Consider the following 26,191-nt stretch of genomic DNA (forward strand, 5'->3'; position numbering starts at 1 on the left):
GATCACTGGCGAACTAGATACATCTCAAAGAGCAATCCAGCTGACGCAAAATCGACAAAACGCGCCAAACGGACAGGGTAAGCCTCCTCTATCGATGATTGATCATAATAGGACTATCTTCAATTATCTGTTGTTGCGGATTGGCGCATCTTTGGAATAGCTATTTATACGAAAGTATAAATTTCATGGGTTTTGGTGCTGTCTTGCGGCGCAGTCGCAGTGGACGCGTTCGTGCGCAAAGGGCGAAAAATGCAAAGTGTAAAGACGAACAAAGCGAAACGGGTGATCCGTGACTGGTGGTTATATCTGCTGGGAATTGGACTGTCGTTATTCGTAGGGTTGTTCGTGGTCTTTGCGATCTTTGAAAACGATAAACAGCGTGCTGTGTTTGCGACCGAAATTACGCGGATCGACGATACGGTCATCACGTTGCAGAACCAGTTGGGCTATGGTGGTTTTATTCACAATTTCAAAAACGCGGTGCTGCGCCCTGCGGAAAAAGACCGTTACCTATCTGACCTTCAACTAAATCTAGATGAAATCGACGTAGCGATTGATCGTTTGGCCGCTGATTTCCCCGACCTTCAATCGTCATTGATCGATCTGGAAAATACAATTGACGAATATGCGGCGCACGCTGCGTTTCTGTCGGAGTTCGACTATACAGACCCTTTGGTTGTGGACCCCATGGTGCGCGTGTCCGACGATGACGCCGTCGCGTCGATGTTATTGCTATTGGAAGAGCGCCGACGTCGCACGCAAATAGCCTATGCAGTGCTGGTGGAGCGGTCGAACAAATTATACCTGATATTTACCGTGCTGGCCGTTTTGATGATTTTGTTAACGGCTGCGCAATATCTTCAGCTTCTTCTTCGCAAGAATTTCTTTCGCTATACGGCCCGCATGAATGCGATTGCGGGTTTGTTGATAGAACGAACCGGATCGGCCATTTTTCAGATCGATGCCGACGGGCGGGTCGTTTTGGCAAACGAAAGGGCAAAGGCGAATTTCAGTTTTCTGATAGACGATGAATTGTCATCACATCAGTCCATGGTGCAGCACTTACCCGAAGTTGAAGTCGGAGATGCGTTATGGGTCGCTTTTTCGGGCGGGGCGGTCAAAGATCAGGTGGCTGCGTATAATTTTCCTGATGGCAGCTATCGTCATTTGCGGGTGTTTTCGGCGCCCGTCAGCGGTTTGGACGGGGCTGAAACGACCATCATTCAGCTTACGGATATTACGGGCATTGTTTCGGCAGAACAGGCCAGTAAACGCACTCGCATGGTTTATACCATCGGCCACCTTGCCCGCGGTATCGTGCATGATTTTCGCAATGTGATTGGTATTCTAAATATTTCACTAAAGGCGATCGACCGCCGCGTGAATGATGACGAAACGAAAAAACTGATCGAAAACGCCCGAGAAGCGTTGGAAATGGGGTCTGCTTTGGCCGTTCGTCTGTTGAATTTTTCGAAATCAGGCGGCTACGGCGAAAGGGAAACCTTTGGCGTGGCGACGTTGTTGCGTGAATTGGAAAAGATGGGCACCCAAATTTTAGGCGCACACGGCCAGATTATCGTGTCCAATGAAAATCCAGATGCCCGTATTTCAGGTAACTATAATTCACTGTTGGCGGCGCTGATCAATTTGGTCGTAAATGCCCAACAGGAATTCGTGCGGTTAAACAAAGTCGATGGCGAAGTGCGCATTCGCGTGACACCATCCGCGACGATTTTTGGGGCTCCGTCCTGGAATATCGAAGTGTCAGACAACGGCGACGGATTCCCGCCAGAGATGTTGCGCGGAAAAACGGTGGGGACCTCAACGAAACCCGGGGCCTTTGGCGTTGGTCTACAGGTTGTCAAAGCGTTGGCCGCAGAGATGGCAGGGCAATACGATCTGCGAAATACCGAAAACGGCGGTGCTTGCGTATCGGTCAACCTGCCAGCGGCAGACGATATTCTGCCCAGCAATGCCAACGTCGCGCCCACGCGTCCGGAAACCTTGGTTCTGATCGAAGACCATGATTACATCGCGGCGCCGTTCAGACGTGGCTGCCAGCGGCTCGGCATCAATTTCGTCCATTTCAAAAAAGCGTCGGCGGCCTTGGCCGAACTGCCAAATATGCGGGTGGATTTTCTGATCACCGATTTCGATCTGGCCGAAGAAAAGACTGGCTACGATGTGGTTTTATGGGCGAAATCAAACCTGGATTGCCCCGTGGTTGTTTTCACCAAAGCGGATCCTGAAATGCTGCCGTCCATTCGCGCGCTGGATGTGCCAATCATCAACAAAGCCGACTCTGCCCATGAACTGCAAACAATGATCGAAGAACAGTTCGAACCTCATCAGATGTGAAAGGCTGCCCATTGACGCAAAGGTAAGTCGGTTCAAGCGGTGTTTCGGAACGTGGGATACCTTTGTTGTTCTAGTTAAGCGTGATCTATATTCGTGGGAAACCTGCAAGTTTTTCGCAAAATGATCGAAAAATGAGCAAAATTTATTCAAATTCCCCCCTAAGCTGATGTAGGTGTCGCCTAGTTGCATAAGTTGTTCAAATTCTCTTGAACCGTGTAGCGCAAATGTGATGTGAAAGAGGGGCGAGGTTTTTCGCCTTTAGACTGTTTATAGTGCCACCCAATTTTTCCGGCACGTTCATTTTTTGTTAACGAAATACCGCTTGCTGTTCCTTGGGGGGGCGCAAATGAAACACATTAATATTTCTTCGGCTTCAGTGGCTTCGGTCGCGATTGCCAAACCAATCGAACACAACTCTGTTTATTCCCGTATCGGTAAACGTCTGGTTGATCTGGCGTTGGTCATCGTTGCGGCACCTATCATCGTTCCGGTGATTGCGATCTTGTGGTTGCTGGTCCGTCGCGATGGCGGCGAAGGCATGTTTGTGCAGGATCGTGTCGGCATGAACGGCAAGGTGTTTAAATGCCTGAAACTGCGCACCATGGTCGTGGATGCCGAAAAAGTACTAGAGGATTTGTGCGCAAAAGATCCAAAGGTTGCGCACGAATGGCACGTCAATCAGAAATTGGCTGTCGATCCACGCATCACCAAAGTTGGCGCTTTTCTACGCGCGACCAGCCTGGATGAATTGCCACAGTTTTTCAATGTTGTGCGCGGTGACATGTCGTTTGTTGGCCCGCGTCCGTTTATGCCATCCCAGCAAGATCTATACGACGAAGCGGGTGGCAGCGCCTACTACAGCGTTCGTCCGGGTATCACCGGTCCATGGCAGGTGGATGGTCGCGGCGTAACAACCTTTAAGGGTCGCGTTGCCTTCGACGAAAAATACGGTCGTGAATTGTCGCTGAAATCGGACATTGGCTATCTGATCAAAACCGTTTCGGTGGTGCTAAAGCGCACTGGCCATTAAAATTTGAAACAAGATTAGCAAAAAGGCCGGAGAGTTTTCTCCGGCCTTTTTCGTTATTTCGGGATGTAATTCAGGATCGGCGACAGCCAGCGTTCGGCCTCGGCCACTGTCATGCCTTTGCGGGCTGCATAATCGGCGACCTGATCTGCCTCGACCTTGCCCACGCCGAAATAATAGCTGTCTGGGTGCCCGATGTAGATGCCCGACACGGATGCCGCAGGCCACATCGCATAGCTTTCGGTTAGGGACACGCCGGTCGCGTTTTCGGCGTCCAATAGTTCCCATAGCGTTGCTTTTTCGGTGTGATCTGGCTGGGCTGGATACCCAGGGGCCGGGCGGATGCCATCGTAGGGTTCCGCGATCAATTCGGTTGGCGAGTAGCCCTCGGACGCATAGCCCCACAGTTCGGTGCGCACATATTCATGCATCCGTTCGGCAAAGGCTTCGGCGAAACGGTCGGCCAAGGCTTTGACCATGATTGACGAATAGTTGTCGTTTGCTGCATCGAAACGGTTGGCGATATCGTCCTCTTCGGGGCCTGCGGTCACAACAAAACCGCCGACGTAATCCTGACCCGATGGGGCCACGAAATCCGACATCGCAACATTCGGGCGACCGTCACGTTTTGCGGTTTGCTGACGCAAAGTATGCAGGGTCGCCAGTTTCGCATCGCGCGTGTCATCAGCGAACAGAGCGATATCATCCTCGACAGCATTCGCAGGCCAGAACCCGACGACTGCGCGCGGTTTAAACCATTGCTCATCAATGATCTGTTTCAACATCGCTTGGGCGTCTGCAAATAGGCTGCGGGCGGCTTCGCCTTTTTTCGGATCGTCTAGGATCGCGGGGTAGACGCCTTTCAATTCCCAAGTTTGGAAGAACGGGGTCCAATCGATATAGTCGGCCAATTCAGCCAGCGACCATTGGTCAAATACCCGCGTGCCCAAGAACGACGGCGTTTTCGCGGCATATCCGTTAAAATCGATTTTCAACGCATTGTCGCGCGCGTCCTGCAACGTCACCCGTTTTTTGCCGCGTTCGCCGCGTGCGTGACGTTCGGCGATGTCGGCGTAATCGGCGCGAACTTCGGCTTTGACGTCGTTGGATTTGGACGACAGCAGGGACGATACGACACCCACGGCGCGAGAGGCGTCGGTGACATACATCGCCTGACCACGGTCGTATTTCGGCGCGATTTTAACGGCTGTGTGCACCTTGGATGTGGTTGCGCCGCCGATCAGCAGCGGGATGTCAAATCCGCCGCGTTCCATTTCGGCAGCCACATGCACCATTTCATCCAGCGACGGCGTGATCAGACCTGAAAGGCCGATCACATCAACGTTTTCAGCCTTGGCCGTTTCCAGAATTTTCGACGTTGGGACCATGACGCCCAAATCGATGATTTCATAGTTGTTACAGGCCAGAACAACGCCGACGATGTTTTTGCCGATGTCGTGTACGTCGCCTTTGACCGTGGCCATCAGGATTTTACCTGCGGCTTCGCGGTTGCCGTCTTTTTCTGCCTCGATATAGGGGGTCAGAACGGCGACGGCCTGTTTCATTACGCGGGCGGATTTCACCACCTGGGGCAGGAACATTTTACCAGCGCCGAACAGGTCACCGACGACGTTCATACCGTCCATCAATGGGCCTTCGATTACGTCCAATGGGCGAGTTGCTTTTTGGCGGGCTTCTTCGGTGTCGGCGTCGATGAATTCGGTGATGCCGTTGACCAAAGCATGTTCCAGACGTTTTTCAACAGGCGCCTCGCGCCAGCTCATGTCCTTTTCTTTGGCCTGCGCGCCGCCCTGACCGCGATATTTTTCGGCCAGATCCAGCATGCGTTCGGTCGCGTCCGAACGGCGGTTTAGAACCACGTCTTCGCAATGGTCGCGCAATTCGGGGTCGATTTCGGAATAGACGGCCAACTGACCCGCGTTCACGATACCCATATCCATGCCTTTTTGGATGGCGTGGTACAGGAACACGGCGTGCATTGCTTCTCGGACGGCTTCGTTGCCGCGGAACGAGAACGACAGGTTCGACACACCGCCCGAAATGTGAACGTGTGGGCAGTCGTTGGTGATGCGGTCGGTGGCGTTGATGAAATCGACGCCGTAGTTGTCGTGCTCTTCGATACCTGTGGCGACGGCGAATACGTTCGGGTCGAAAATGATATCTTCGGGCGGGAAACCGACCTCTTCTGTCAGCAGTTTATAGGCGCGGGTGCAGATTTCGACCTTGCGATCTTCGGTATCGGCTTGGCCGACTTCGTCAAAGGCCATGACCACAACGGCCGCACCATAACGGCGGCACAGGCGCGCCTGATGCAGGAATTGTTCTTCGCCTTCTTTCATCGAAATCGAATTCACGATCGCCTTGCCCTGAATGCATTTCAGGCCGGCTTCGATGATGTCCCATTTGGAACTGTCGACCATGATCGGCACGCGTGCGATATCAGGTTCGGCGGCCAGCAGGTTCAGGTAATCGACCATCGCCTGTTTGGAATCGATCAGGCCTTCGTCCATGTTGATGTCGATGATCTGAGCGCCGTTTTCCACCTGTTGGCGGGCAACGTCCAGCGCGGTCGCGTAGTCCTGATTGGTGATCAGTTTGCGGAATTTGGCGGATCCGGTGACGTTGGTCCGTTCGCCGACGTTCACAAACGGGATGTCTTTGGTCAGGGTGAACGGCTCTAGCCCCGATAGGCGCATACGCGGTTCGGTGGCTGGAATGCTGCGCGGTTTATAATCGCGCACGCGGTCCGCAATGGCACGGATGTGGTCATAGGTCGACCCACAGCAGCCGCCAACGATGTTCAGCAGACCGTCGCGGGCGAACTCTTCGATCTGGTCGGCCATTTCTTCGGGCGTTTCGTCGTATTCGCCGAATTCGTTCGGCAGACCCGCGTTCGGGTAGGCGCAAATGTTCGTGTCAGCGATGTTTGACAGTTCGGCCAAATGTTCGCGCATCGCGCTGGCACCCAGCGCACAGTTCAGGCCGATGCTGATCGGTTTGGCGTGGCGCAGCGAATACCAGAATGCGGTGGGCGTTTGACCCGATAGGGTACGCCCCGAAAGGTCGGTGATCGTGCCCGAAATCATGATCGGCAGGATGACACCTTTTTCATCGAACACGTCTTCGGCGGCGAAAACAGCGGCCTTTGCGTTCAGCGTGTCAAAGATAGTTTCGATCAGAATGATATCCGCGCCGCCATCCATCAGGCCGCGGATTTGTTCGGCATAGGCGTCGCGCAATTGATCAAAGGTTACGGCACGATAGCCGGGGTTGTTCACGTCAGGCGAAATCGAAGCCGTACGGTTCGTCGGCCCGACAGCGCCCGCGACCCAGCGCTGAATGCCGTCTTCTGCGGTGGCGCGGTCCAACGCTTTGCGGGCGAGGCGCGCACCTTCGACGTTTAGATCATAGACTTTGTCTTGCAGGTCATAATCTGCCTGCGCGATCGAGGTCGACGAAAACGTGTTCGTTTCCGCGATATGAGCGCCCGCTTTGGCGTAGTGATAATGGATTTCTTCGATCACATCGGGGCGGGTCAGCGACAACAGGTCGTTGTTACCCTGCTGTGGTTTGTCCGAATGGATGTGGCAGGCGCATCCCGAATGGCCGCCGGTAAAATCACCCTCGATTAATCCCAGTTTCTGGATCGACGTGCCCATCGCGCCATCCAAAATCAGGATCTGATCGGCCATGGCGGCAGTCAGTTGGTCAAAAACGGGCGAACGGGTTGGTTTTGTCATCTGGGTATCCTTTGCTTCCGCGCGTGATACCCAAGGTCGCAATATTAGTGAAATTCAACTTTATCATATAGATTATGAAATTCACTAATGTTGGGCCGACTCCCATAATGCAAAGTCCGCCGCTTTTTCACGTTTCAGCAGGGCCATAACCTCGGGGTCGACAGAAATGTCAGCGGTTGGCGAAACGTTTAACTGTTTCAACGTGATCTGCGTTGATAGTCGATCCTCAAGGAACGAAATCAATTTTGGCTGCGCTTCGTACCGGAAAACGTGGGTGCAAGGCGTTGGTTTGTTTTGTGCGGCCAGAAATTTTGCCTGCGACCCAACGTTTGCAAATGGGGCAGGGGATTCATTGCAATATTCCACGATAAATTCGTCGAAACTGATGTTTCGGGTGCTGTTTTTGTGCCCAACTAATTCATTGCGCAGACGGTATCTGTACCAGCTGGATAGCCAGTCAATGGGGTGACGAACAACTGCGACTGTTTCGAAATCTTCGGCGCCTGCTTTTTCCAACATAGGCAGGACCCAGCGTTTGTATCGGTAAAAAGGCGTGTGTTTTAGAATCGGTGGATCGCGAAAAACCGCATCTGCGCGCGGGGCCAATGCGCCTTCGATGGCGGTTGTTCCTGTCTTTGGTACGGCAAGGAAAACCAGCTTTTCTTTCCAAAAAACAAGCATATGACCACAAATCCCCAAACTCTGTTGGCCTGTAAACTATCCTTTAACGGTTACTGATACAAAGTCATATTCGTAAAATTTTTCTTGCTTTGTTCTTGTTTTGATCTCATAACAAACGGGAACAATGGGCGAACATTAACTCTGATTGCCGTAGGGCGACGGGTGTGAAATAAGGATCGCAAAGATGGCAACGGCAGATATTTTAACCATGAGCGACAAGAAAACCGCAGAGAAGCAAAAGGCGCTGGATTCCGCGCTGGCACAGATCGAACGTCAGTTCGGTAAAGGGTCGATCATGAAGCTGGGCAAAGACAGCCCAGTTCAAGAAATCGAAGCAACGTCAACTGGTTCGCTGGGTTTGGACATTGCTTTGGGCATTGGTGGTCTGCCAAAAGGCCGCATCATCGAAATCTTTGGCCCAGAAAGTTCGGGTAAAACCACGCTGACATTGCACGCGGTTGCCGAAGAACAGAAAAAAGGCGGCGTTTGTGCGTTTGTTGATGCAGAGCACGCGCTGGACCCGATCTACGCTAAAAAATTGGGCGTGGATCTGGACGAATTGCTGATTTCGCAGCCTGACACAGGTGAACAAGCGCTAGAGATCGTTGATACGCTGGTGCGTTCGGGCGCGGTTAGCCTTGTTGTTGTCGACTCGGTCGCAGCGCTGACGCCGAAATCAGAGTTGGAAGGCGATATGGGCGACAGCAGTGTGGGTGTTCACGCACGTCTGATGAGCCAAGCGATGCGCAAACTGACTGGTTCGATTGCCAAATCGAACTGTATGGTGATTTTCATCAACCAGATCCGTATGAAAATCGGCGTGATGTTCGGTTCGCCCGAAACGACAACTGGTGGTAACGCATTGAAATTCTATGCGTCCGTTCGTCTGGATATCCGCCGTATCGGCGCGATCAAAGATCGTGACGAAGTCGTTGGTAATTCGACCCGCGTGAAAGTCGTCAAAAACAAAGTGTCGCCGCCATTCAAACAGGTGGAATTCGACATCATGTATGGCGAAGGCATTTCGAAGACCGGCGAGCTGTTGGATCTGGGCGTCAAAGCGGGCGTTGTCGATAAATCGGGTGCTTGGTTCTCTTACGGGGATGAACGCATCGGTCAAGGCCGCGAGAATTCGAAAAACTTCCTTAAGGAAAATCCACATATCGCGATCGAGATCGAGGATAAAATCCGTGCAGCCCACGGTTTGGATTTCCAAATGGCGGATGATGACGGCGCGGACGACGATCTGGTCGAAATGTAATGCAGCCAATGCGCGCTGATTTAGATCTCGCGATTGGTGATATTCTAGCCGCCCCGAAAACAGGGGCGGCTATTTCTATGTTGTGCCTGCGGCCAGACATCGGCGAACGACAGTTCGTTGATGAAATCACGGTCACTCGGGCGCAAGGCATCCCTGGCGAACGTTGGGCGACCCGCCCTTGGATCAGGCAATCGGATGGATCGCCTCATCCGGGAATACAGATTTCCATTCTTTCGAAACGGGTCTTGGATTTGGTCTGGACGGATCGAAGCCGTCAAATTCATCCGGGTGATACGTTCATCGTGGATATGGACTTGTCGGATCAAAACCTACCGGTGGGGCAGTTGTTGGGCGTCGGTAGCGCGGTTCTACGCGTATCAGACGTTTTCAATGATGGCTGTGCCAAGTGGAAAAAACACTATGGCGATCCCGCGTTTCATTGGGTGCGTGATCCGCAAAATCGTCCCCATAGGCTGCGCGGAATTCTGTGCAGCGTCGAAAAGGACGGAAAATTTCGTGCGGGCGACCTTTTAAATAAACTTTGATCGCGTCAAAGCGGCGTGCAGCCATGGACAGCGTCGGGGCAGGGCGGTACACCGTTTCCAAACTATGCCTGTGAGAAGAGCGCAATGACGAGCCTTTCCGACATCCGATCGACCTTTTTGAATTATTTTGAACGCAATGGTCACACCATCGTTCCGTCGTCGCCACTGGTGCCGCGCAACGACCCGACCCTGATGTTCACAAACTCTGGTATGGTGCAGTTCAAAAACTGCTTTACCGGTGTTGAAAAACGCGATTACCAGCGTGCCACCACGTCGCAAAAATGTGTGCGCGCGGGCGGTAAACACAACGATCTGGACAACGTCGGGTACACCGCGCGTCACCACACGTTTTTTGAAATGTTGGGCAACTTTTCGTTCGGCAACTATTTCAAAAACGAAGCGATCCCATTCGCATGGGAACTGATCACCAAAGAATTCGACATCGACCCAAAGCGTCTGATGACGACCGTTTATCACACCGATGACGAAGCGTTCGAAATCTGGAAAAAGGTCGGCGTGCCTGAGGATCGCATTATTCGCATCGCGACCTCGGATAATTTCTGGCAGATGGGGCCAACTGGTCCTTGTGGTCCATGCACCGAAATTTTCTTTGACCACGGCGATCACATCTGGGGCGGCCCTCCCGGTTCGCCAGAGGAAGACGGCGACCGTTTCATTGAAATCTGGAACGTCGTTTTCATGCAGAACGAACAGTTCGAAGACGGTTCGATGAAAGCGCTGGACATGCAGTCCATCGACACGGGCATGGGTCTGGAACGGATCGGCGCGCTGCTGCAAGGCAGCCATGACAACTATGACACCGACCTGTTCAAAGCCCTGATTGAAGCGTCCGCGCATGCGTCGAACTCTGACCCTTATGGTGATCAGAACGTGCATCACCGCGTGATTGCCGACCACCTGCGGTCTACGTCGTTCCTGATCGCTGATGGCGTTATGCCGTCCAATGATGGCCGCGGTTACGTTCTGCGTCGCATTATGCGCCGCGCGATGCGTCATGCGCACCTGTTGGGCGCGAAAGATCCAATGATGCACCGTCTGGTGCCCGAATTGGTGAAACAAATGGGCGGTGCCTATCCTGAACTGGGTCAGGCGCAGTCGATGATTCAGGAAACTTTGCTGGCCGAAGAAACCCGTTTCAAACAGACGTTGGATCGTGGTCTGAAATTGCTGGACGATGAACTGTCGGGCATGGACGAAGGCGCTGAATTGCCGGGTGCGACGGCGTTTAAACTGTACGACACCTACGGTTTCCCACTGGACCTGACCCAAGACGCGCTGCGCGAAAAGGGTCGCACCGTGGACACCGATGGTTTCGACGCCGCAATGGAAGAACAGAAAGCCAAAGCGCGCGCCGCTTGGGCGGGTTCGGGTGAAGCTGCGGACGCAACCGTTTGGTTCGAACTGGCGGACAAAAACGGCGTCACCGAATTCTTGGGCTATGACACCGAAACCGCCGAAGGCCAGATCACCGCGATCGTGAACGGATCGGACGTGGTGAGCGATGCGAAAACGGGTGATACAGTTCAGATCGTCGTAAACCAGACCCCGTTCTATGGTGAATCGGGTGGTCAGGTTGGCGATACGGGCACAATCACCACCGAAACGGGCGTTGCGCGTGTTACCGACACTAAAAAAGCGGCTGGCATTTTCATTCACTTCGCCGAAGTGACCGAAGGGTCGATCACCCGTGGTCAGCCTGCGAAACTGGTTGTTGAACACCAGCGTCGTTCGGATATTCGCGCGAACCACTCGGCCACGCACCTGCTGCACGAAGCCTTGCGCGAAGCACTGGGTGATCACGTTGCTCAGCGCGGGTCGCTGAACGCGCCTGATCGTCTGCGTTTCGATTTCAGCCACGGCAAAGCGCTTAGCGAAGCCGAACTGACTCAGGTTGAAGCGGACGTGAACAAAATGATCCGTCAAAACACCCGCGTTGAAACTCGCATCATGACACCTGACGACGCGCGTGCCTTGGGTGCGCAGGCGCTGTTTGGTGAAAAATACGGCGACGAAGTGCGCGTTGTTTCGATGGGCCAACAGGATGGTTCGGGCAAAGGCGTTGATGGCAATGTCTATAGCCTTGAACTGTGTGGTGGTACGCACGTGCGCCAAACCGGTGATATCGGTGCATTCGTTGTGCTGGCTGACAGCGCATCCTCCGCTGGCGTGCGCCGCGTCGAAGCGTTGACCGGTCAAGCCGCGATTGATTACCTGAAGGAACAAGAAACGCGCCTGAACGCTGTTGCTGCTGCACTGAAAGCGCCAGCCGCCGAAGCCGCGGATCGCGTGAAATCCCTGATGGATGACCGCAAAAAACTGGAAAACGAAGTGGCTCAGCTGCGCCGCGAATTGGCGATGTCGGGCGGTGCCAAATCCGAAGAACCTGCCAAGGAAATCAACGGCGTATCGTTCAAAGCTCAGGTTCTATCGGGCGTCACTGGCAAAGATTTGCCAGGCATCATCGACGAAATGAAAGCGCAGATGGGTTCGGGCGTGGTTCTGTTGATCGCGGATACGGGCGACAAAGCTGCGGTTGCCTGCGGCGTGACCTCTGATCTGACCGGCAAAGTATCGGCAGCCGACATCATTCGCGCCGTGACCCCTGAATTGGGCGGCAAAGGCGGCGGTGGCCGTCCTGATATGGCCCAAGGCGGCGGTGCATCGGCAGAAAATGCGGATGCAGCGATCAAAGCGGCCGAAGCTGTCATCGAAGGAGCGTAACAATGCCAGGTGCCTATTGGATCGCCCATGTTCACGTCACGGACGAAGCCGCCTATGGCGAATATGCCAAACGTGCGACTGTCGCGATTGCTGACCACGGCGGGAAATTCCTTGCTCGTGGTGGCAAATACGAAATCCTAGAAGGCACCGACCGCGCCCGCCATGTTGTCGCGTTTTTCGACAGCATGCAGGCCGCTCATGATTGTTACCATTCGGATGCCTATCAAGAGGCGTTATCCTACGCCAAAGGCGCCAGTGAACGCGATCTGATGATCGTCGAAGCGGCGGAATAAACAAAAGGGCGCGAGGATCATCTCGCGCCTTTTTTCATTGCCAGCCAAAGAAAAAGGCCCCGAAATTCGGGGCCTTTTCTGTTATGCGCTGCGCGATTGGCGCTTGCGTTCATGTGGGTCCAGATAGCGTTTACGCAGGCGAACCGCATTTGGCGTGACCTCTACCAGTTCGTCGTCGTCGATGTAGGCGATTGCCTGTTCCAGCGACATCACAACTGGCGGCGTCAGGCGAACAGCTTCGTCCGAACCGGATGCGCGCACGTTGGTCAGTTTCTTACCCTTCAGAGGGTTTACTTCCAGATCGTTGTCACGGCTGTGTTCGCCAATGATCATGCCAGTGTACACTGGATCCTGCGGGTTGATGAACATCTTACCGCGGTCTTCTAGGTTCCACAGAGCGTAAGCAACAGCGGTGCCGTTTTCCATCGAAATCAGAACACCCTGACGGCGGCCAGCGATCGGGCCTTTGTGTTCGGTCCAGCCGTGGAAAATACGGTTCATGATGCCCGAACCGCGTGTATCGGTCAGGAATTCGCCGTGGTAACCGATCAGGCCGCGCGATGGGACGTGCGCCACGATACGGGTTTTGCCTGCGCCACCTGGCGACATTTCAACCAGATCGCCTTTGCGTGGGCCGGTGATTTTTTCGATCACAGCGCCCGAATATTCGTCATCAACGTCGATTACGACTTCTTCGACTGGCTCCATGCGGGTGCCGTTTTCCTCTTGGAAAATAACCTGAGGACGCGAGATCGACAGTTCGAAACCTTCGCGGCGCATGTTTTCGATCAGAACGCCCATCTGCAATTCGCCGCGGCCCGAAACGATGAACGCTTCGCCACCTGGGGTGTCTTCGATTTTGATCGCGACGTTGGTTTCGGCTTCTTTCATCAGGCGGTCACGGATAACGCGCGACTGAACTTTTTTACCGTCACGGCCAGCCAGAGGGCTGTCGTTGATGCCGAACAGAACCGAAATGGTAGGTGGGTCGATTGGCTGTGCGAACAGCGGCTCGGTTACTTGTGGGTCACACAGGGTGTCAGCCACGGTTGCGGTGGACATACCTGCAACCGACACGATGTCGCCTGCGATGGCTTCGTCGATAGGGGACTGAGCCAGACCGCGGAACGCCAGAATTTTGGTGACGCGGAATTGTTCGATTTTTTCGCCGTCGCGCGACAATGCCTTTAGCGTGTCGCCGGTTTTCAGGGTGCCGGTTTCAACGCGGCCCGTCAGGATGCGGCCGATGAACGGGTCAGCGCCCAGCGTGGTTGCGATCATCGAGAAAGGTTCGTCTTTCTTTTCGATCTGCTTTGGCGCCTCGACGTGGTTCACGATCAGTTCGAACAGCGCGGTCAGGTCTTTGCGTGGACCGTCCAGTTCAGCGTCACACCAGCCAGAGCGGCCCGATGCGTACATGTGTGGGAAATCCAGCTGTTCGTCGTTCGCGCCAAGGTTCGCAAACAGGTCGAAACACTGGTCCAACGCGCGATCAGGTTCGGCGTCTGGTTTGTCGACTTTGTTCAGAACTACGATTGGTTTCAGACCCAGCGCCAGCGCTTTGGACGTCACGAATTTTGTCTGAGGCATTGGGCCTTCGGCTGCGTCAACCAGCAGAACAACGCCGTCAACCATCGACAGGATGCGTTCAACTTCGCCGCCGAAATCGGCGTGGCCTGGGGTGTCAACGATGTTGATGCGGGTGCCGTTCCATTCAACGGATGTTGCTTTCGCCAGAATGGTGATGCCGCGTTCGCGTTCAATGTCGTTCGAATCCATAGCGCGTTCTGCAACGGCTTGGTTTTCGCGGAATGCGCCCGATTGTTTCAAAAGTTCGTCAACCAAAGTCGTTTTGCCGTGGTCAACGTGCGCGATGATCGCGATGTTACGGATATCCATAGTGCAGCCTTGAAAAGAGGAGTTGGCTGCGCCTTACCGTGCAATCGCGGCAAAAGCCACCCCCAAAGGCATTTAATGGTGACTGGCCGCTGCGGAAAACAGATTAATCACCACAATTCCACCCAAAATCATGGCCAATCCGATGATCGCGGGCAGGTCCAGCGATTGTTTGAACCAAACCCATCCGATGATTGCGACCAGAACGATGCCCAGCCCCGACCAGATCGCATAAACGATGCCGACCGGCATGAACCGCACGGCATAGGCTAACAGGTAAAACGATATCGCATAGCCCACGACGACAATCGCGGTGGGGCCCAGTTTTGTGAACTGATCTGACGCCTTTAGGGCCGATGTTGCAATTGTTTCGGCAATGATGGCAAAGATCAAAGCGATAACATGGGTCGGCATGGCGTTCCCTTTCTTAGGTGGCGATATAGCGGTCTTTGCGGTGGTTGATGGCGATCACAAGGTTCACAACCAAGGCGCCTAGGAAACTGTAGACGACGGTCATGAAATCGCGCAATCCGAATGCGACCGAAAACAGCACGGCATCGAACAAAAGCTGGGTCCAGCCCGCGCGGAACCCCGTTTTTTCCTGAATATACAGCGCCAGAATGCCGATGCCGCCCAAAGACGCGCCATGACGGAACAACGCCATCAGGGCCGCGCCCGTACAGAACCCAAACAGGATCGCGCCAACGATGGGGTTCAGGTTTTCGAAACTGATGAACATCGGCAGGATCGGCGTGATCGCCGTTACCAGCGCGACCGAGATGAACGTTTTCACCATGAACCGCAGCCCGATGCGTTTATAGCCCAGCCAATAGAACGGCAGGTTTACGATGAAAAACCACGCGCTAAAGCTCCAATTCGTGGCGTAGGATAGGATGATCGCCAGACCAGCGGTTTGGCCCGTTACGAACCCAAGGTGGGTCAGGATCAAAACGCCAAAGGACGCCATAACGGTGCCAAACAGGATGCCTTGGGCGTCTTCGATCAGGCTGTGGGTTTTGGGGTCTGTCATAGCAGGGCCTATTATTTCATCTTTGGTGCGCGATAACGCGGGTATTTTGGCAACACAATGGTCTTTGATCAAAAGATTAAAGAAAAACCTTTGGTTGAATCAATCTGCTGTGCAATCTGGCTGCATCGACGAAACGCCAACACGAAAAGGGGGCATCATGACTAAATTTGTATCGTGCGCACCTCTAGGCGTTAATGCAGTCGCGGCAAACGCGCCTCATGCATGGTCGATGATCGCAGCAAAATTGCAGCGAACCGCGGCCCGCTAATTAGCCCCGCAAAAAACCGCCGGTAGTCCGGCACTTTCCAAACCTTAGCAACATTTTATCCGCAAACAGGCTGATGGCCCGTTTTCGTATCTGTGTTGCGTTTTTTTAACCTAACTTAGGGACAGGCAGTTTTGCCTGAAAACGTATGACAAACAGTCAACTGACGCGTATTCCAGCACGCTATTTGTTGGAAACTTTGATCGATAGCCACGGATTTTGGCATGTTGTTCGCGAATTGCTAGCCGCGAATGCAGGTGTTCGGCGGTATAAAAAAGGCGTCATAGATGATGGCACGCCAGAGTACCTGCGCCGCGATATGGGGCTACCCCCCAAAGCGCCCCCGCCGTATTACGATCCAACCAAAAGCCTGTGGTGACTAGTTCGCGATATAACGATCGCGGCGATGGTTGAACGCGATAACCGTGTTCAGAACCAACGCACCAAGTAACGAAAACAACACCACCCGCAGCGGTAGCAATGCCGCTGCGGTTCCAAAGATGATGACGTCAAATATGATCTGAACGTAACCTGCGCGAAACCCTGTGCGGTCTTGGATCATCAGGGCTACGACGCCCAAACCGCCCAGCGATGCCTTGTGCCGGAAAATCCCCAAAAGGCCAAACCCGCACAACACGCCAAACGCGATGGTGCCGAACCATGGGTTCAATCCGTCGAACGGCATAAGGGCAGGGATGTAGCCCATCATCACCGATAAGGCCGTGACGCAAAACGCGGATTTCAGCGTAAACTCTGGCCCCATGCGGAACCATGCAAAGATGTAAAATGGGATGTTGATCAGGAAAAACACCCAGCTGAAACTGAACCCCGTCAGGTAGGAAACGATCAGCGCGACACCCGCCGTTTGGCCTGTGATAAAGCCCAAAGAGTTTAGGAAAGTCAGCGCAATAGAGGTTGTAATTAAACCAATGATGATGCCCTGTGCATCCTCGATCGGGGTGTGCGGGACGGTATGCTGTGGATATGGTAATGGCGCTGGCATGGATGTAACATAGGTCAGAAATTATGACCTGTCCATATGGTCAAAAAAGAACGGCCCCGAAGGGCCGCCCAATTCAGCCTACCAAGGCTTTGTTCAGGTATTCGTCCAGTTTTTCCAAGAACCCCATGGTGGTCAGCCAACCCTGATCGGGGCCGACAAGTAGGGCCAAATCTTTGGTCATGTGGCCGTCTTCGACGCATTGAACGGTGACGCGTTCCAGTGTTTCGGCAAAGCGCATCAGCTGTTCGTTGCCGTCCAGTTTCGCGCGGTGTTTCAGGCCGCCCGTCCACGCGTAGATCGTCGCGATGGAATTGGTCGATGTCGCCTTGCCCGCCTGATGGTTGCGATAGTGGCGGGTGACGGTGCCGTGGGCGGCTTCGGCTTCGACGATTTTGCCATCGGGGGTCATCAGCTGCGACGCCATCATGCCCAGCGATCCGTACCCTTGGGCGACGGTGTCGGACTGCACGTCTCCATCGTAGTTTTTACAGGCCCAGACAAAACCTCCGTTCCATTTCAGCGCACATGCAACCATGTCGTCGATCAGGCGGTGTTCGTACCAGATGCCAGCGTCTTTGAATTTTTCTGCAAATTCGGCTTCGAATATCTCGGCGAATAGATCTTTGAAACGGCCGTCATAGGCCTTGAGGATCGTGTTTTTGGTCGACAGATAGACGGGCCATTTCATCATCAGGCCATAGTTAAACGACGCGCGGGCAAAATCGCGGATCGAGTCATCCAAGTTATACATGCCCATGTAAACGCCTGCGGATGGCGCGTCGTATACCTCTTTTTCGATGACAGTGCCGTCTTCGCCGACGAATTTCATCGTCAGTTTGCCAGCGCCGGGGAAATGGAAATCGGTCGCTTTGTATTGGTCGCCGAACGCGTGACGGCCAACCACGATGGGCTGCGTCCAACCTGGCACCAAACGAGGCACGTTGCGGCAGATAATCGGCTGGCGGAACACAACGCCGCCCAGAATGTTGCGGATCGTGCCGTTGGGCGATTTCCACATCTTTTTCAGGCCGAATTCTTCGACGCGCGCCTCGTCTGGGGTGATGGTCGCACATTTGACGCCAACACCGTGTTCTTTGATCGCATGGGCCGCATCGATGGTGATTTGGTCGTCGGTGCGGTCGCGTTCTTCGATGCCCAGATCGTAGTATTTCAGGTCTATATCCAGATAGGGCAGGATCAATTTTTGCTTGATGAAATCCCAGATGATGCGGGTCATTTCATCACCGTCTAGTTCAACGACGGGGTTGGCGACTTTGATCTTGGTCATCGATGTGGCTCCAGTTGGAATAATCTGGATGCGTTATAACCGATAATTTTGGCGATGACTACATATTGTATACAATGGTATGCAGAAAAATCGACCAATTAGTCGAATTCTGCGACAAACCAAGGATGGTTGCGAATGCGTTTGTCCATTTCGGTCCATAGATCAGGCGCGCCGCGTTGAATTTTGGACCCAACCCGCGCCACAAGTTGATCGTAAGACACGTTATATTCACGCCACGATCCGCCATCGCCCACCAAATTTGAAATCAGCGGCTGAACCCGATCAACGGATTTTGCGTAAATCGCATCCGCGGTTGTCGCGTTTTCGAATTCGGTCCACAGATCCCGAAGCTCGGCGCCCTGATCGCGGGGCAGCAACCCGAATAGGCGGTCTGCGGCGGCTTGTTCTTTGGCGGCCATTTCGGCGGGATCGTAATCGCCGTGAATAGGGGCATCGCCGGCATCGATTTCAACAATATCGTGCAACAGCAACATGCGCACCACGCGACCCACGTTCACCGGCACATGGGCGGTTTGGGGTAATGTCAGCGCATATAGGGCGATGTGCCAACTGTGTTCGCCCGAATTTTCACGGCGTGATCCATCGCACAGCAGGGTTGCGCGATTGATGTGTTTCAGTTTGCAGGTCTCGACCGCGAAACTTAGGCGCAAATTGAAATCTGTGGGCGCTTTAATCGGGTCTTGGTTCAGCAGGCCAACGATATGTTGGTGAGCCATCGGCCAATGGGTGCGTAGAATTTCGGCACGTCCTGATGATACATTGGCACGCACAACTTCGATATGGTGCGGGTCTGGGTTGGGGCTGCACAGAGTTTGATACACGGGGTGGATCGTGTCGATCATTTTGGCAAACCGCGCAGTCGCTGTTGCGCCGGATTCAAATTCGTCCCAAAGCGCCCGAAATTCGATCGCCAAAGGAAACGGCAGCAGTCCAAAAATACGATCTGCTGCGGCGCGTTCAGCGATTTCAATGGCGGCTGGGTCGTGGTCTAGGTGGATGGGGTGATCGCCCGCGTCTATTTCCACGATGTCATGAACCAAAAGCATCGAAATCGCACGATCCACATCAACATCAGGCGCGGCATAGGGGGCAAAAATCAATGCATATAGCGCCACATGCCAGCTGTGTTCGGCTGTATTTTCCTGCCGCGATCCATCAATCACGTTGTTTGCGCGAATGATATTTTTCAGACGATCCGCTTCGGTCAGGAATGCAAGTTTTGCGGCGATGGGATTCATGGAGCACCCGTTGGTCGAAAAATGAAAAACGGCGGGGTGATCCCGCCGTTTCGTTAGTCTGTTTGCGCTTTGAATTTCGCGGCGCGTTTGTCCAGCAATTCATTCGCTCGTCGTTCTGCGCGCCGGACGCGAATAGCTGTGTTATAGGCCTCTTGCAGGGTTTGCGATGACGCGCCCAAGATTTCGCCGACCTGTTTGACGATTTGATCGTCGCCCGTCACGGCTTCGTCTCGCAGAGCTTTGACCGCGATCTTGTCGGCCATTTCGTCCAGCATTCCCATAGGTCGTTACCGTGTGTTTTCCGTCAGGCGACGTTTCACGTAGCCCTGAACGCTGCCCACCATGGTGTCCATGTGTTCATCGTCAAAGAAATGGCCAGCGCCTTCGACCACTTCGTGGGTGATCGTGATGCCTTTTTGTTCGTGCAGTTTGTTCACCAAATTTACGGTATCTTGTGGCGGAGCCACGCGGTCAGCCGAACCGTTGATGACCAGACCAGACGCAGGGCAGGGTGCCAAAAAGCTGAAGTCGTACATATTCGCAGGCGGAGCCACCGAAATGAAACCTGTGATTTCAGGGCGGCGCATCAGCAACTGCATGCCGATCCACGCGCCAAAGCTGAAACCAGCGACCCAGCAATGTTTCGCGCCGGTGTTCATCGATTGCAGATAATCCAGCGCCGATGCCGCATCAGACAATTCGCCGATGCCTTGATCATATTCGCCTTGGCTGCGGCCCACGCCGCGGAAATTGAACCGCAGAACGGTAAAGCCTAGGTTATGAAACGCATAGTGAAGGTTATAAACAACGCGGTTGTTCATCGTGCCACCAAACTGCGGATGCGGGTGCAGGATAATTGCAATCGGCGCATCGCGGTCTTTTTGCGGGTGGTAGCGGCCTTCTAGCCGGCCTTCGGGGCCGGGGAAAATCACTTCGGGCATGGTGCTCCCTGAACGTTGGGTGACGGGAATTGTTGACTATATTCCTCAGACACCTTAGAAAGATTCTAAATAGCAAACCTTTTGGGGCTTGCGGGCTGTACCGCAGTTAATGATAGAAGCTGCGTACGTCAATGTTATTGAACGTTTTCAGCGGTTGGTTCGGGAAAAACACAATGAAATTGAGCACCAAAGGACGTTATGCGGTCGTCGCACTGGCTGATTTGGCCTTGCAACCAGCGGGATCATTGGTGACTCTGGCTGAAATTTCCGAACGGCAAGACATCTCTTTGGCGTATCTGGAACAGTTGTTTGTGAAACTGCGTCGCAAAGAATTGGTAGATTCTGTGCGTGGTCCGGGTGGCGGTTATAAGCTGGCGCGCTCCGCATCGGAAATCCGTGTGTCCGAAATCCTAGAGGCTGTCGATGAAACTGTCAGCGCCATGCACAAAGGGGCAGGCGCATCGGGTGGTGCCTCTGGCACGCGCGCGCAATCGTTGACGAACCGCCTGTGGGAAGGTTTGTCAGCCCATGTTTATGTGTTCCTACATCAGGCCCGACTGGCTGATGTGATTGGCAATGGTTTGGCCCCTTGTCCTGCCGTTCCGGCCTTGTTCGAGGTCGTGGACGAATAATGGCGCGGCTCTATTTGGATCATAACGCTACGGCGCCTTTAAGGCCCGAGGCGAAGGCGGCGATGCTGTCGGCGATGGATGTCGTCGGCAACCCGTCGTCTGTCCACACCGAAGGCCGCGCTGCCAAATCTTTGATGGAAAAATCCCGTGACCAAATCGCCGAGGCATTGGGCGCAGGGAATGCAGACATCGTTTTCACATCCGGCGCGACTGAATCGGCTGCGCTGGCGTTGGCCGGTCGCGATCTGAAAGGGTCCGGCATTGAACATGACGCCGTTGGCGCATGGATCGACGAAGTGTTGCCCGCTGATCCAATGGGTCAGGTGTTTGTCACCGACCCCGAAAACAGCACGCTACAAATGGCGAATTCGGAAACTGGTATCATCCAGACCCTGCCGAACGGATTGGCGGTTTCGGATGTGACCCAAGCGATCGGGCGTCTGCCATTTGCCTATAGCTGGGCAGGCATGGAAATGGTGCTGGCATCGGCCCATAAAATCGGTGGTCCCAAAGGTGTCGGCATTCTGATCATCCCGCAGGGTTATGACCTGATTGCGCATCAACGTGGTGGCGGACAGGAAATGGGCCGCCGCGCGGGAACCGAAAACCTGATTGGTATCGCGGGTTTTGCAGCGGCGTTGACGGCTGCGCAAAACGATTTGGCGAATGGCCGCTGGGACGAAATCGCACAGTTGCGCGATCACCTAGAGGCCCGCATTGCCGACGCGGCACCAGATACTATTTTCATCGGCAAAGGTATAAACCGACTGCCGAATACGACTGCTTTTGTCACCCCCGGGTGGAAAGGCGAAACGCAAGTCATGGCTCTGGATTTGGCCGGATTTGCGATCTCTGCTGGATCGGCTTGTTCCTCTGGCAAAGTTAAAGCGAGCAAGGTTTTGCGCGCTATGGGATTTGGCGAAGATGACGGCGCGTGCATGGCACGCGTGTCGCTTGGCTTAGACACTACATCGGATCAGGTAGACGCGTTCGCGGCTGCTTGGATCGACCGTTATAAAAAGATGCGCGCACGCGCCGCGTAAAACAAAGGAAAAGGTCATGGCTGCAACAGACCGTCCGGAAATGGATGTAAAAGAAGGCGTAGATCAGGAAACTGTCGATGCCGTTGCCAAACTGTCTGGCAAATACAAATACGGTTGGGAAACCGATATCGAAATGGAATACGCGCCCAAAGGCGTGAACACCGATATCGTCAAACTGATCTCGGAAAAGAACGAAGAGCCTGAATGGATGACCGAATGGCGTCTACAGGCGTTCGAACGTTGGGAAACCATGTCGGAACCCGATTGGGCGATGGTGAACTATCCTGAAATCGACTTTCAGGATCAGTATTACTATGCACGTCCTAAATCGATGGTCGAAAAACCCAAATCGCTGGACGAAGTCGATCCAAAGCTGCTGGAAACCTACAACAAACTGGGCATTCCGCTAAAGGAACAGCTGATCCTTGCCGGCGTCGAAGGCGCAGAGGACTACAAAGAAGGCGAACGTAAAGTTGCAGTGGACGCCGTCTTTGACTCGGTTTCCGTTGGCACCACGTTTCAGGCCGAGCTGAAAAAAGCAGGCGTGATTTTCTGTTCGATTTCCGAAGCGATCAAAGAACACCCAGAGCTGGTTAAGAAATACCTAGGTTCGGTTGTTCCTGTGTCGGACAACTTTTATGCGACGCTGAATTCGGCTGTGTTTTCGGACGGTTCGTTCGTTTACGTGCCGCCCGGCGTGCGCTGCCCGATGGAACTGTCGACCTATTTCCGTATCAACGCGGAAAACACAGGTCAGTTCGAACGCACCCTGATCATCGCCGACAAAGGGTCATACGTGTCGTATCTAGAGGGCTGTACCGCGCCTCAGCGTGACACGGCTCAGTTGCACGCGGCTGTCGTGGAAATCATCGTCGAAGAAGACGCCGAAGTGAAATATTCCACCGTTCAGAACTGGTTCCCCGGTGATGAAAACGGCAAAGGCGGCATCTACAACTTTGTGACGAAACGCGCGGATTGCCGTGGCGCCCGTTCCAAAGTGATGTGGACCCAAGTTGAAACCGGTTCGGCTGTGACATGGAAATACCCGTCCTGCATCCTGCGCGGTGACGATAGCCAAGGTGAATTCTATTCGATCGCGATTGCGAACAATTACCAGCAGGCCGACACCGGCACGAAAATGGTGCATTTGGGCAAAAACACCAAATCCCGCATCGTGTCCAAAGGTATCAGCGCGGGTAAGGCGCAGAACACCTATCGCGGTCTGGTGTCCATGCACCCCAAAGCGAAAAACAGCCGTAACTACACCCAGTGTGACAGTCTGTTGATCGGTTCGGAATGCGGTGCGCACACCGTTCCGTACATCGAGGTCAAAAACAACAGCAGCCGCGTCGAACACGAGGCAACCACATCCAAGGTGGATGATGATCAGCTGTTTTACTGCCGTCAGCGCGGCATGGACGAAGAAGAGGCCGTCGCACTGGTTGTGAACGGTTTCTGCAAAGACGTTCTGCAAGCTCTGCCGATGGAATTCGCGATGGAAGCGCAGCAATTGGTTGCGATCAGCCTCGAAGGCTCGGTCGGCTAAGCCTGATTTGGATTTGGCCCCAGATGGGGCCGCAATGAACACTAATCGGGCAGGGGCCCGTCAGATATTCGGGGCACAGCCCCAAGGAGATAAAATGCTGGAAATCAAGAACCTGCATGTGAAACTGGAAGAAGAGGACAAGCAGATCCTCAAAGGTGTGAACCTGACTGTTGAACCAGGCAAAGTACACGCAATCATGGGCCCGAACGGTTCGGGTAAATCGACGCTGTCCTATGTTCTGTCGGGTCGCGACGGATACGAAGTCACCGACGGCGAAGCATCTCTGGACGGCGAAGACCTGCTGGATCTGGAACCTGAAGAGCGCGCCGCCGCTGGCCTGTTCCTTGCGTTCCAATACCCTGTCGAAATCCCCGGCGTTGGCAACATGACGTTCCTGCGTACCGCTGTGAACGCACAGCGCAAGGCCCGCGGCGAAGAGGAACTGTCTGCAGCCGATTTCCTGAAAGTCGTTCGCGAACGCGCAAAGACCCTGAAAATCGACGCTGACATGCTGAAACGCCCAGTGAACGTTGGTTTCTCGGGCGGCGAGAAAAAGCGTAACGAAATCCTGCAAATGGCGATGCTGGAACCAAAGATGTGCATCTTGGACGAAACAGATTCCGGTCTGGACGTCGATGCAATGAAACTGGTGTCCGAAGGCGTCAACGCTCTGCGTTCCGAAGGCCGTTCGTTCTTGGTCATCACCCACTATCAGCGTCTGCTGGACCACATCAAACCAGACGTTGTTCACATCATGGCAAACGGCCGTATCGTGAAAACCGGCGGCCCAGAGCTGGCGTTGGAAGTTGAAAACAACGGTTACGCCGACATTCTGGCGGAGGTCGAATAAGATGGCTTTGCCAAAGGTTAAAATCGACACGACCGAGGCACGCCTGAACGCCCTGTCGCTGCCTCAGGCGGCGGGCTGGACCCAAACCGCACGTCAGGACGCATTGTCCCGCGTGACCGAAATGGGCCTGCCGATCAAACGTGATGAATACTGGCGTTACACCGATCCAACCGCGCTGACTTCGGTCGAACCGGTTGCGGCATCGGTCTATGCGTCGGAAAACGGCGATGTGTTCGGGTCCACCGAATGCCTGCACGTTGTGTTCGTTGACGGCGTGTTTGACGCTGACGCATCGGATGAATTGGCGCTGGACGGCGTGACAATCGAACGTCTGGCAGACAGCCAGTCGGCGGACATCCATTGGGCCAAAGACCTGTTTGGCGCGCTGGAAACGGCTGGTCAAACGCCTGTGCAGCGCCCGTTGGCCACGCTGAACACCGCGTTCGCGACCGATGGTCTGATCATCCGCGCAACGGGCAAGGTATCAAAACCGATCCACGTGTCCTACCTGCAGACCAAAACCGACAGCGATGCAATCCTGCGCCATCTGGTTCAGGTCGATGCAGGCGCCGAAGTCACCCTGTTGGAATCCGGCCCTGCGGCTGCCCGTTACAACATCGTGACCGAAGTATCTGTTGCGGACAACGCGTCGTTCCACCACGTTCGCGCCCAAGGCCGCGATCACGAACGCCGCGCTGCGACTGCGATCTTTGCCCGTTTGGGTTCTGAATCTGCGTTCAAATCGTTCACCATGACCGCCAATGGCGTCATGACCCGCAACGAAGTGGTGATTGAACTGACCGGCGACGATTCCATCGCGCATGTTGCTGGTGTGTGCATCGGTTCGGGCCGTGATTTCCATCACGACGACACCGTGTTCATCACCCACGACGCCGAACGCTGCGAAAGCCGTCAGGTGTTCAAAAAGGTGCTACGCGATAACGCAACAGGCGTGTTCCAAGGCAAAATCTTGGTCAAAGAAGGCGCGCAGAAAACCGACGGTTACCAGATTTCCCAAGGTTTGCTGCTGGACGACGATTCCAATTTCTTGGCCAAGCCAGAGCTGGAAATCTACGCTGATGACGTGGCGTGTTCGCACGGGTCGACCTGCGGCGCGATTGACGAAACCGCGATCTACTACCTGCGATCGCGCGGCGTGCCAAAGGCCGAAGCAACCGACCTGCTGACGCTGGCTTTCTTGGCCGAGGCGCTGGACGAAATCGACGATGAAACCATCGCTGATACGTTGCGTGACCGTCTGGCCATCTGGCTAGAGCGTCCCCAAGGATGAGCGTAACCCGTGATATGGTCCGCACGTGGCGTCAGCCCCGTGCGGTCATGGACCGTCTGTTGCGGATGGGCCAACGCGAAGACCGCGCACTGGCGTTCCTCATGGGCGGGTGTTTCCTGAATTTTCTGGCGACTTGGCCCTATGCGGTCCGCGTCGAAGAATTGACCGGAACCAGCGCCAAAGAACAGATCACAGGGTCGTTGTTCCTGTGGATTTTCATTGCGCCTTTGTTCTTTTACGGGCTATCTGCCGTGATCCATCTGTTGGCCAAGGCGCTGGGTGGTAAGGGCACATTCTACACCGCGCGCCTGTCGTTGTTTTGGACGCTATTGGCGACCACGCCCGCGGCGTTGCTATATGGCCTGTTGCGCGGATTTAATGGCGACGACACCGGCACAATGATCGTTGGCGCGCTGTGGACCATTGCATTTTTTGTCATCGGGGCATTGACCCTGATTGAGGCCGAAAAAGGAGCCTGA

The 26,191-nt window shown here is 54.3% G+C and carries 23 protein-coding genes; 13 read left to right on the plus strand and 10 right to left on the minus strand.

Translation table 11 applies throughout. The features are described 5' to 3' along the window. Nucleotides 1-249 precede the first annotated feature (249 nt). Nucleotides 250-2,358, plus strand: coding sequence for an ATP-binding protein (locus ACXAGA_RS13510; RefSeq protein ID WP_475118003.1), 2,109 nt, complete (start codon nucleotides 250-252; stop codon nucleotides 2,356-2,358). Between the two features lie 346 nt (nucleotides 2,359-2,704). Next, nucleotides 2,705-3,388 (plus strand): sugar transferase, encoded by a 684-nt coding sequence (locus tag ACXAGA_RS13515; RefSeq protein WP_475118004.1) that lies wholly within the window; start codon nucleotides 2,705-2,707, stop codon nucleotides 3,386-3,388. Nucleotides 3,389-3,441: 53 nt separating this feature from the next. Here ACXAGA_RS13515 and metH read toward each other — a convergent pair whose 3' ends face one another. Together metH and ACXAGA_RS13525 are read right to left on the minus strand one after the other, a co-directional pair. After that, entirely contained in the window at nucleotides 3,442-7,146 is a 3,705-nt protein-coding gene (gene metH, locus ACXAGA_RS13520; RefSeq protein WP_475118005.1) for a methionine synthase, read from the minus strand. A gap of 84 nt (nucleotides 7,147-7,230) precedes the next feature. After that, nucleotides 7,231-7,827, minus strand: coding sequence for a sulfotransferase family protein (locus ACXAGA_RS13525; RefSeq protein WP_475118006.1), 597 nt, complete (start codon nucleotides 7,825-7,827; stop codon nucleotides 7,231-7,233). 184 nt (nucleotides 7,828-8,011) lie between these two features. Here ACXAGA_RS13525 and recA point away from each other — a divergent pair, with 184 nt between their 5' ends. The 4 genes from recA (at nucleotide 8,012) to ACXAGA_RS13545 (ending at nucleotide 12,668) form a co-directional block, all read left to right on the plus strand. Beyond that, complete coding sequence (recA, locus tag ACXAGA_RS13530; RefSeq protein ID WP_475118007.1) at nucleotides 8,012-9,088, plus strand: recombinase RecA; 1,077 nt, start codon at nucleotides 8,012-8,014, stop codon at nucleotides 9,086-9,088. Beyond that, nucleotides 9,088-9,633, plus strand: coding sequence for a hypothetical protein (locus tag ACXAGA_RS13535; protein WP_475118008.1), 546 nt, complete (start codon nucleotides 9,088-9,090; stop codon nucleotides 9,631-9,633). The genes recA and ACXAGA_RS13535 overlap by 1 nt, the downstream gene beginning before the upstream one ends. Before the next feature lie 84 nt (nucleotides 9,634-9,717). Beyond that, entirely contained in the window at nucleotides 9,718-12,375 is a 2,658-nt protein-coding gene (alaS, locus tag ACXAGA_RS13540) for an alanine--tRNA ligase (RefSeq protein WP_475118009.1), read from the plus strand. A 2-nt stretch (nucleotides 12,376-12,377) separates the two neighbouring features. Further along, nucleotides 12,378-12,668, plus strand: a complete 291-nt coding sequence (locus ACXAGA_RS13545; RefSeq protein WP_475118010.1) for a DUF1330 domain-containing protein — start codon at nucleotides 12,378-12,380, stop codon at nucleotides 12,666-12,668. 81 nt (nucleotides 12,669-12,749) lie between these two features. Here the strand turns inward: ACXAGA_RS13545 and typA are convergent, their stop codons facing one another. The 3 genes from typA to ACXAGA_RS13560 form a co-directional block, all read right to left on the minus strand. Next, a complete protein-coding gene (gene typA / locus ACXAGA_RS13550) occupies nucleotides 12,750-14,567 on the minus strand; it encodes a translational GTPase TypA (RefSeq protein ID WP_475118011.1) in 1,818 nt (605 codons plus the stop codon). 72 nt (nucleotides 14,568-14,639) lie between these two features. Further along, nucleotides 14,640-14,978, minus strand: coding sequence for a DMT family transporter (locus tag ACXAGA_RS13555; protein WP_475118012.1), 339 nt, complete (start codon nucleotides 14,976-14,978; stop codon nucleotides 14,640-14,642). A 13-nt stretch (nucleotides 14,979-14,991) separates the two neighbouring features. Next, nucleotides 14,992-15,594, minus strand: coding sequence for a YitT family protein (locus ACXAGA_RS13560; protein ID WP_475118013.1), 603 nt, complete (start codon nucleotides 15,592-15,594; stop codon nucleotides 14,992-14,994). A 413-nt stretch (nucleotides 15,595-16,007) separates the two neighbouring features. On the opposite strand from ACXAGA_RS13560, the gene ACXAGA_RS13565 reads away from it, so the two are divergent. After that, a complete protein-coding gene (locus ACXAGA_RS13565) occupies nucleotides 16,008-16,238 on the plus strand; it encodes a hypothetical protein (protein WP_475118014.1) in 231 nt (76 codons plus the stop codon). On the opposite strand, the gene ACXAGA_RS13570 is transcribed toward ACXAGA_RS13565, so the two are convergent. The 5 genes from ACXAGA_RS13570 to ACXAGA_RS13590 all read right to left on the minus strand — a co-directional run bounded on the left by ACXAGA_RS13570 (nucleotide 16,239) and on the right by ACXAGA_RS13590 (nucleotide 20,350). Then, nucleotides 16,239-16,862, minus strand: coding sequence for a YitT family protein (locus ACXAGA_RS13570; RefSeq protein ID WP_475118015.1), 624 nt, complete (start codon nucleotides 16,860-16,862; stop codon nucleotides 16,239-16,241). Nucleotides 16,863-16,935: 73 nt separating this feature from the next. Beyond that, nucleotides 16,936-18,150: an NADP-dependent isocitrate dehydrogenase gene (locus tag ACXAGA_RS13575; protein ID WP_475118016.1), complete on the minus strand. Its 1,215-nt coding sequence runs from the start codon at nucleotides 18,148-18,150 to the stop codon at nucleotides 16,936-16,938. Nucleotides 18,151-18,248: 98 nt separating this feature from the next. Continuing rightward, a complete protein-coding gene (locus ACXAGA_RS13580; protein ID WP_475118017.1) occupies nucleotides 18,249-19,409 on the minus strand; it encodes an HD domain-containing protein in 1,161 nt (386 codons plus the stop codon). 53 nt (nucleotides 19,410-19,462) lie between these two features. Next, nucleotides 19,463-19,690, minus strand: coding sequence for a hypothetical protein (locus ACXAGA_RS13585; RefSeq protein ID WP_475118018.1), 228 nt, complete (start codon nucleotides 19,688-19,690; stop codon nucleotides 19,463-19,465). 6 nt (nucleotides 19,691-19,696) lie between these two features. Continuing rightward, nucleotides 19,697-20,350 (minus strand): alpha/beta hydrolase, encoded by a 654-nt coding sequence (locus ACXAGA_RS13590; RefSeq protein ID WP_086450561.1) that lies wholly within the window; start codon nucleotides 20,348-20,350, stop codon nucleotides 19,697-19,699. Between the two features lie 173 nt (nucleotides 20,351-20,523). Between ACXAGA_RS13590 and iscR the strand changes: the two genes are divergently transcribed. From iscR to ACXAGA_RS13620, 6 genes are all read left to right on the plus strand, one after another. Then, the gene (iscR, locus tag ACXAGA_RS13595) at nucleotides 20,524-20,982 is read left to right on the plus strand and encodes a Fe-S cluster assembly transcriptional regulator IscR (RefSeq protein ID WP_475118019.1); all 459 of its coding nucleotides are present in this window, start codon (nucleotides 20,524-20,526) and stop codon (nucleotides 20,980-20,982) included. Then, nucleotides 20,982-22,025 (plus strand): cysteine desulfurase family protein, encoded by a 1,044-nt coding sequence (locus ACXAGA_RS13600; RefSeq protein ID WP_475118020.1) that lies wholly within the window; start codon nucleotides 20,982-20,984, stop codon nucleotides 22,023-22,025. Before iscR ends, ACXAGA_RS13600 begins: the two co-directional genes overlap by 1 nt. 16 nt (nucleotides 22,026-22,041) lie before the next feature. Next, complete coding sequence (gene sufB / locus ACXAGA_RS13605; RefSeq protein ID WP_475118021.1) at nucleotides 22,042-23,571, plus strand: Fe-S cluster assembly protein SufB; 1,530 nt, start codon at nucleotides 22,042-22,044, stop codon at nucleotides 23,569-23,571. A gap of 94 nt (nucleotides 23,572-23,665) precedes the next feature. Beyond that, entirely contained in the window at nucleotides 23,666-24,421 is a 756-nt protein-coding gene (sufC, locus tag ACXAGA_RS13610) for a Fe-S cluster assembly ATPase SufC (RefSeq protein WP_475118022.1), read from the plus strand. Nucleotide 24,422: 1 nt separating this feature from the next. Then, on the plus strand, nucleotides 24,423-25,712 hold the full coding sequence (sufD, locus tag ACXAGA_RS13615; protein ID WP_475118023.1) for a Fe-S cluster assembly protein SufD: 1,290 nt from the start codon (nucleotides 24,423-24,425) through the stop codon (nucleotides 25,710-25,712). Further along, complete coding sequence (locus tag ACXAGA_RS13620) at nucleotides 25,709-26,191, plus strand: YIP1 family protein (RefSeq protein WP_475118024.1); 483 nt, start codon at nucleotides 25,709-25,711, stop codon at nucleotides 26,189-26,191. Before sufD ends, ACXAGA_RS13620 begins: the two co-directional genes overlap by 4 nt.

Source organism: Marivivens sp. ABH4_498, assembly GCF_056160585.1.

Coding starts and splice junctions, on each gene's coding strand:
- recA (WP_475118007.1), top strand. CDS start 8,012: ATGGCAACGGCAGATATTTTAACCATGAGCGACAAGAAAACCGCAGAG.
- sufD (WP_475118023.1), top strand. CDS start 24,423: ATGGCTTTGCCAAAGGTTAAAATCGACACGACCGAGGCACGCCTGAAC.
- ACXAGA_RS13560 (WP_475118013.1), bottom strand. CDS start 15,594: ATGACAGACCCCAAAACCCACAGCCTGATCGAAGACGCCCAAGGCATC.
- ACXAGA_RS13620 (WP_475118024.1), top strand. CDS start 25,709: ATGAGCGTAACCCGTGATATGGTCCGCACGTGGCGTCAGCCCCGTGCG.
- ACXAGA_RS13510 (WP_475118003.1), top strand. CDS start 250: ATGCAAAGTGTAAAGACGAACAAAGCGAAACGGGTGATCCGTGACTGG.
- ACXAGA_RS13535 (WP_475118008.1), top strand. CDS start 9,088: ATGCAGCCAATGCGCGCTGATTTAGATCTCGCGATTGGTGATATTCTA.
- ACXAGA_RS13525 (WP_475118006.1), bottom strand. CDS start 7,827: ATGCTTGTTTTTTGGAAAGAAAAGCTGGTTTTCCTTGCCGTACCAAAG.
- ACXAGA_RS13600 (WP_475118020.1), top strand. CDS start 20,982: ATGGCGCGGCTCTATTTGGATCATAACGCTACGGCGCCTTTAAGGCCC.
- ACXAGA_RS13580 (WP_475118017.1), bottom strand. CDS start 19,409: ATGAATCCCATCGCCGCAAAACTTGCATTCCTGACCGAAGCGGATCGT.
- ACXAGA_RS13515 (WP_475118004.1), top strand. CDS start 2,705: ATGAAACACATTAATATTTCTTCGGCTTCAGTGGCTTCGGTCGCGATT.
- metH (WP_475118005.1), bottom strand. CDS start 7,146: ATGACAAAACCAACCCGTTCGCCCGTTTTTGACCAACTGACTGCCGCC.
- ACXAGA_RS13565 (WP_475118014.1), top strand. CDS start 16,008: ATGACAAACAGTCAACTGACGCGTATTCCAGCACGCTATTTGTTGGAA.
- ACXAGA_RS13590 (WP_086450561.1), bottom strand. CDS start 20,350: ATGCCCGAAGTGATTTTCCCCGGCCCCGAAGGCCGGCTAGAAGGCCGC.
- ACXAGA_RS13585 (WP_475118018.1), bottom strand. CDS start 19,690: ATGGGAATGCTGGACGAAATGGCCGACAAGATCGCGGTCAAAGCTCTG.
- sufC (WP_475118022.1), top strand. CDS start 23,666: ATGCTGGAAATCAAGAACCTGCATGTGAAACTGGAAGAAGAGGACAAG.
- typA (WP_475118011.1), bottom strand. CDS start 14,567: ATGGATATCCGTAACATCGCGATCATCGCGCACGTTGACCACGGCAAA.
- iscR (WP_475118019.1), top strand. CDS start 20,524: ATGAAATTGAGCACCAAAGGACGTTATGCGGTCGTCGCACTGGCTGAT.
- sufB (WP_475118021.1), top strand. CDS start 22,042: ATGGCTGCAACAGACCGTCCGGAAATGGATGTAAAAGAAGGCGTAGAT.
- ACXAGA_RS13555 (WP_475118012.1), bottom strand. CDS start 14,978: ATGCCGACCCATGTTATCGCTTTGATCTTTGCCATCATTGCCGAAACA.
- ACXAGA_RS13570 (WP_475118015.1), bottom strand. CDS start 16,862: ATGCCAGCGCCATTACCATATCCACAGCATACCGTCCCGCACACCCCG.
- ACXAGA_RS13545 (WP_475118010.1), top strand. CDS start 12,378: ATGCCAGGTGCCTATTGGATCGCCCATGTTCACGTCACGGACGAAGCC.
- ACXAGA_RS13575 (WP_475118016.1), bottom strand. CDS start 18,150: ATGACCAAGATCAAAGTCGCCAACCCCGTCGTTGAACTAGACGGTGAT.
- alaS (WP_475118009.1), top strand. CDS start 9,718: ATGACGAGCCTTTCCGACATCCGATCGACCTTTTTGAATTATTTTGAA.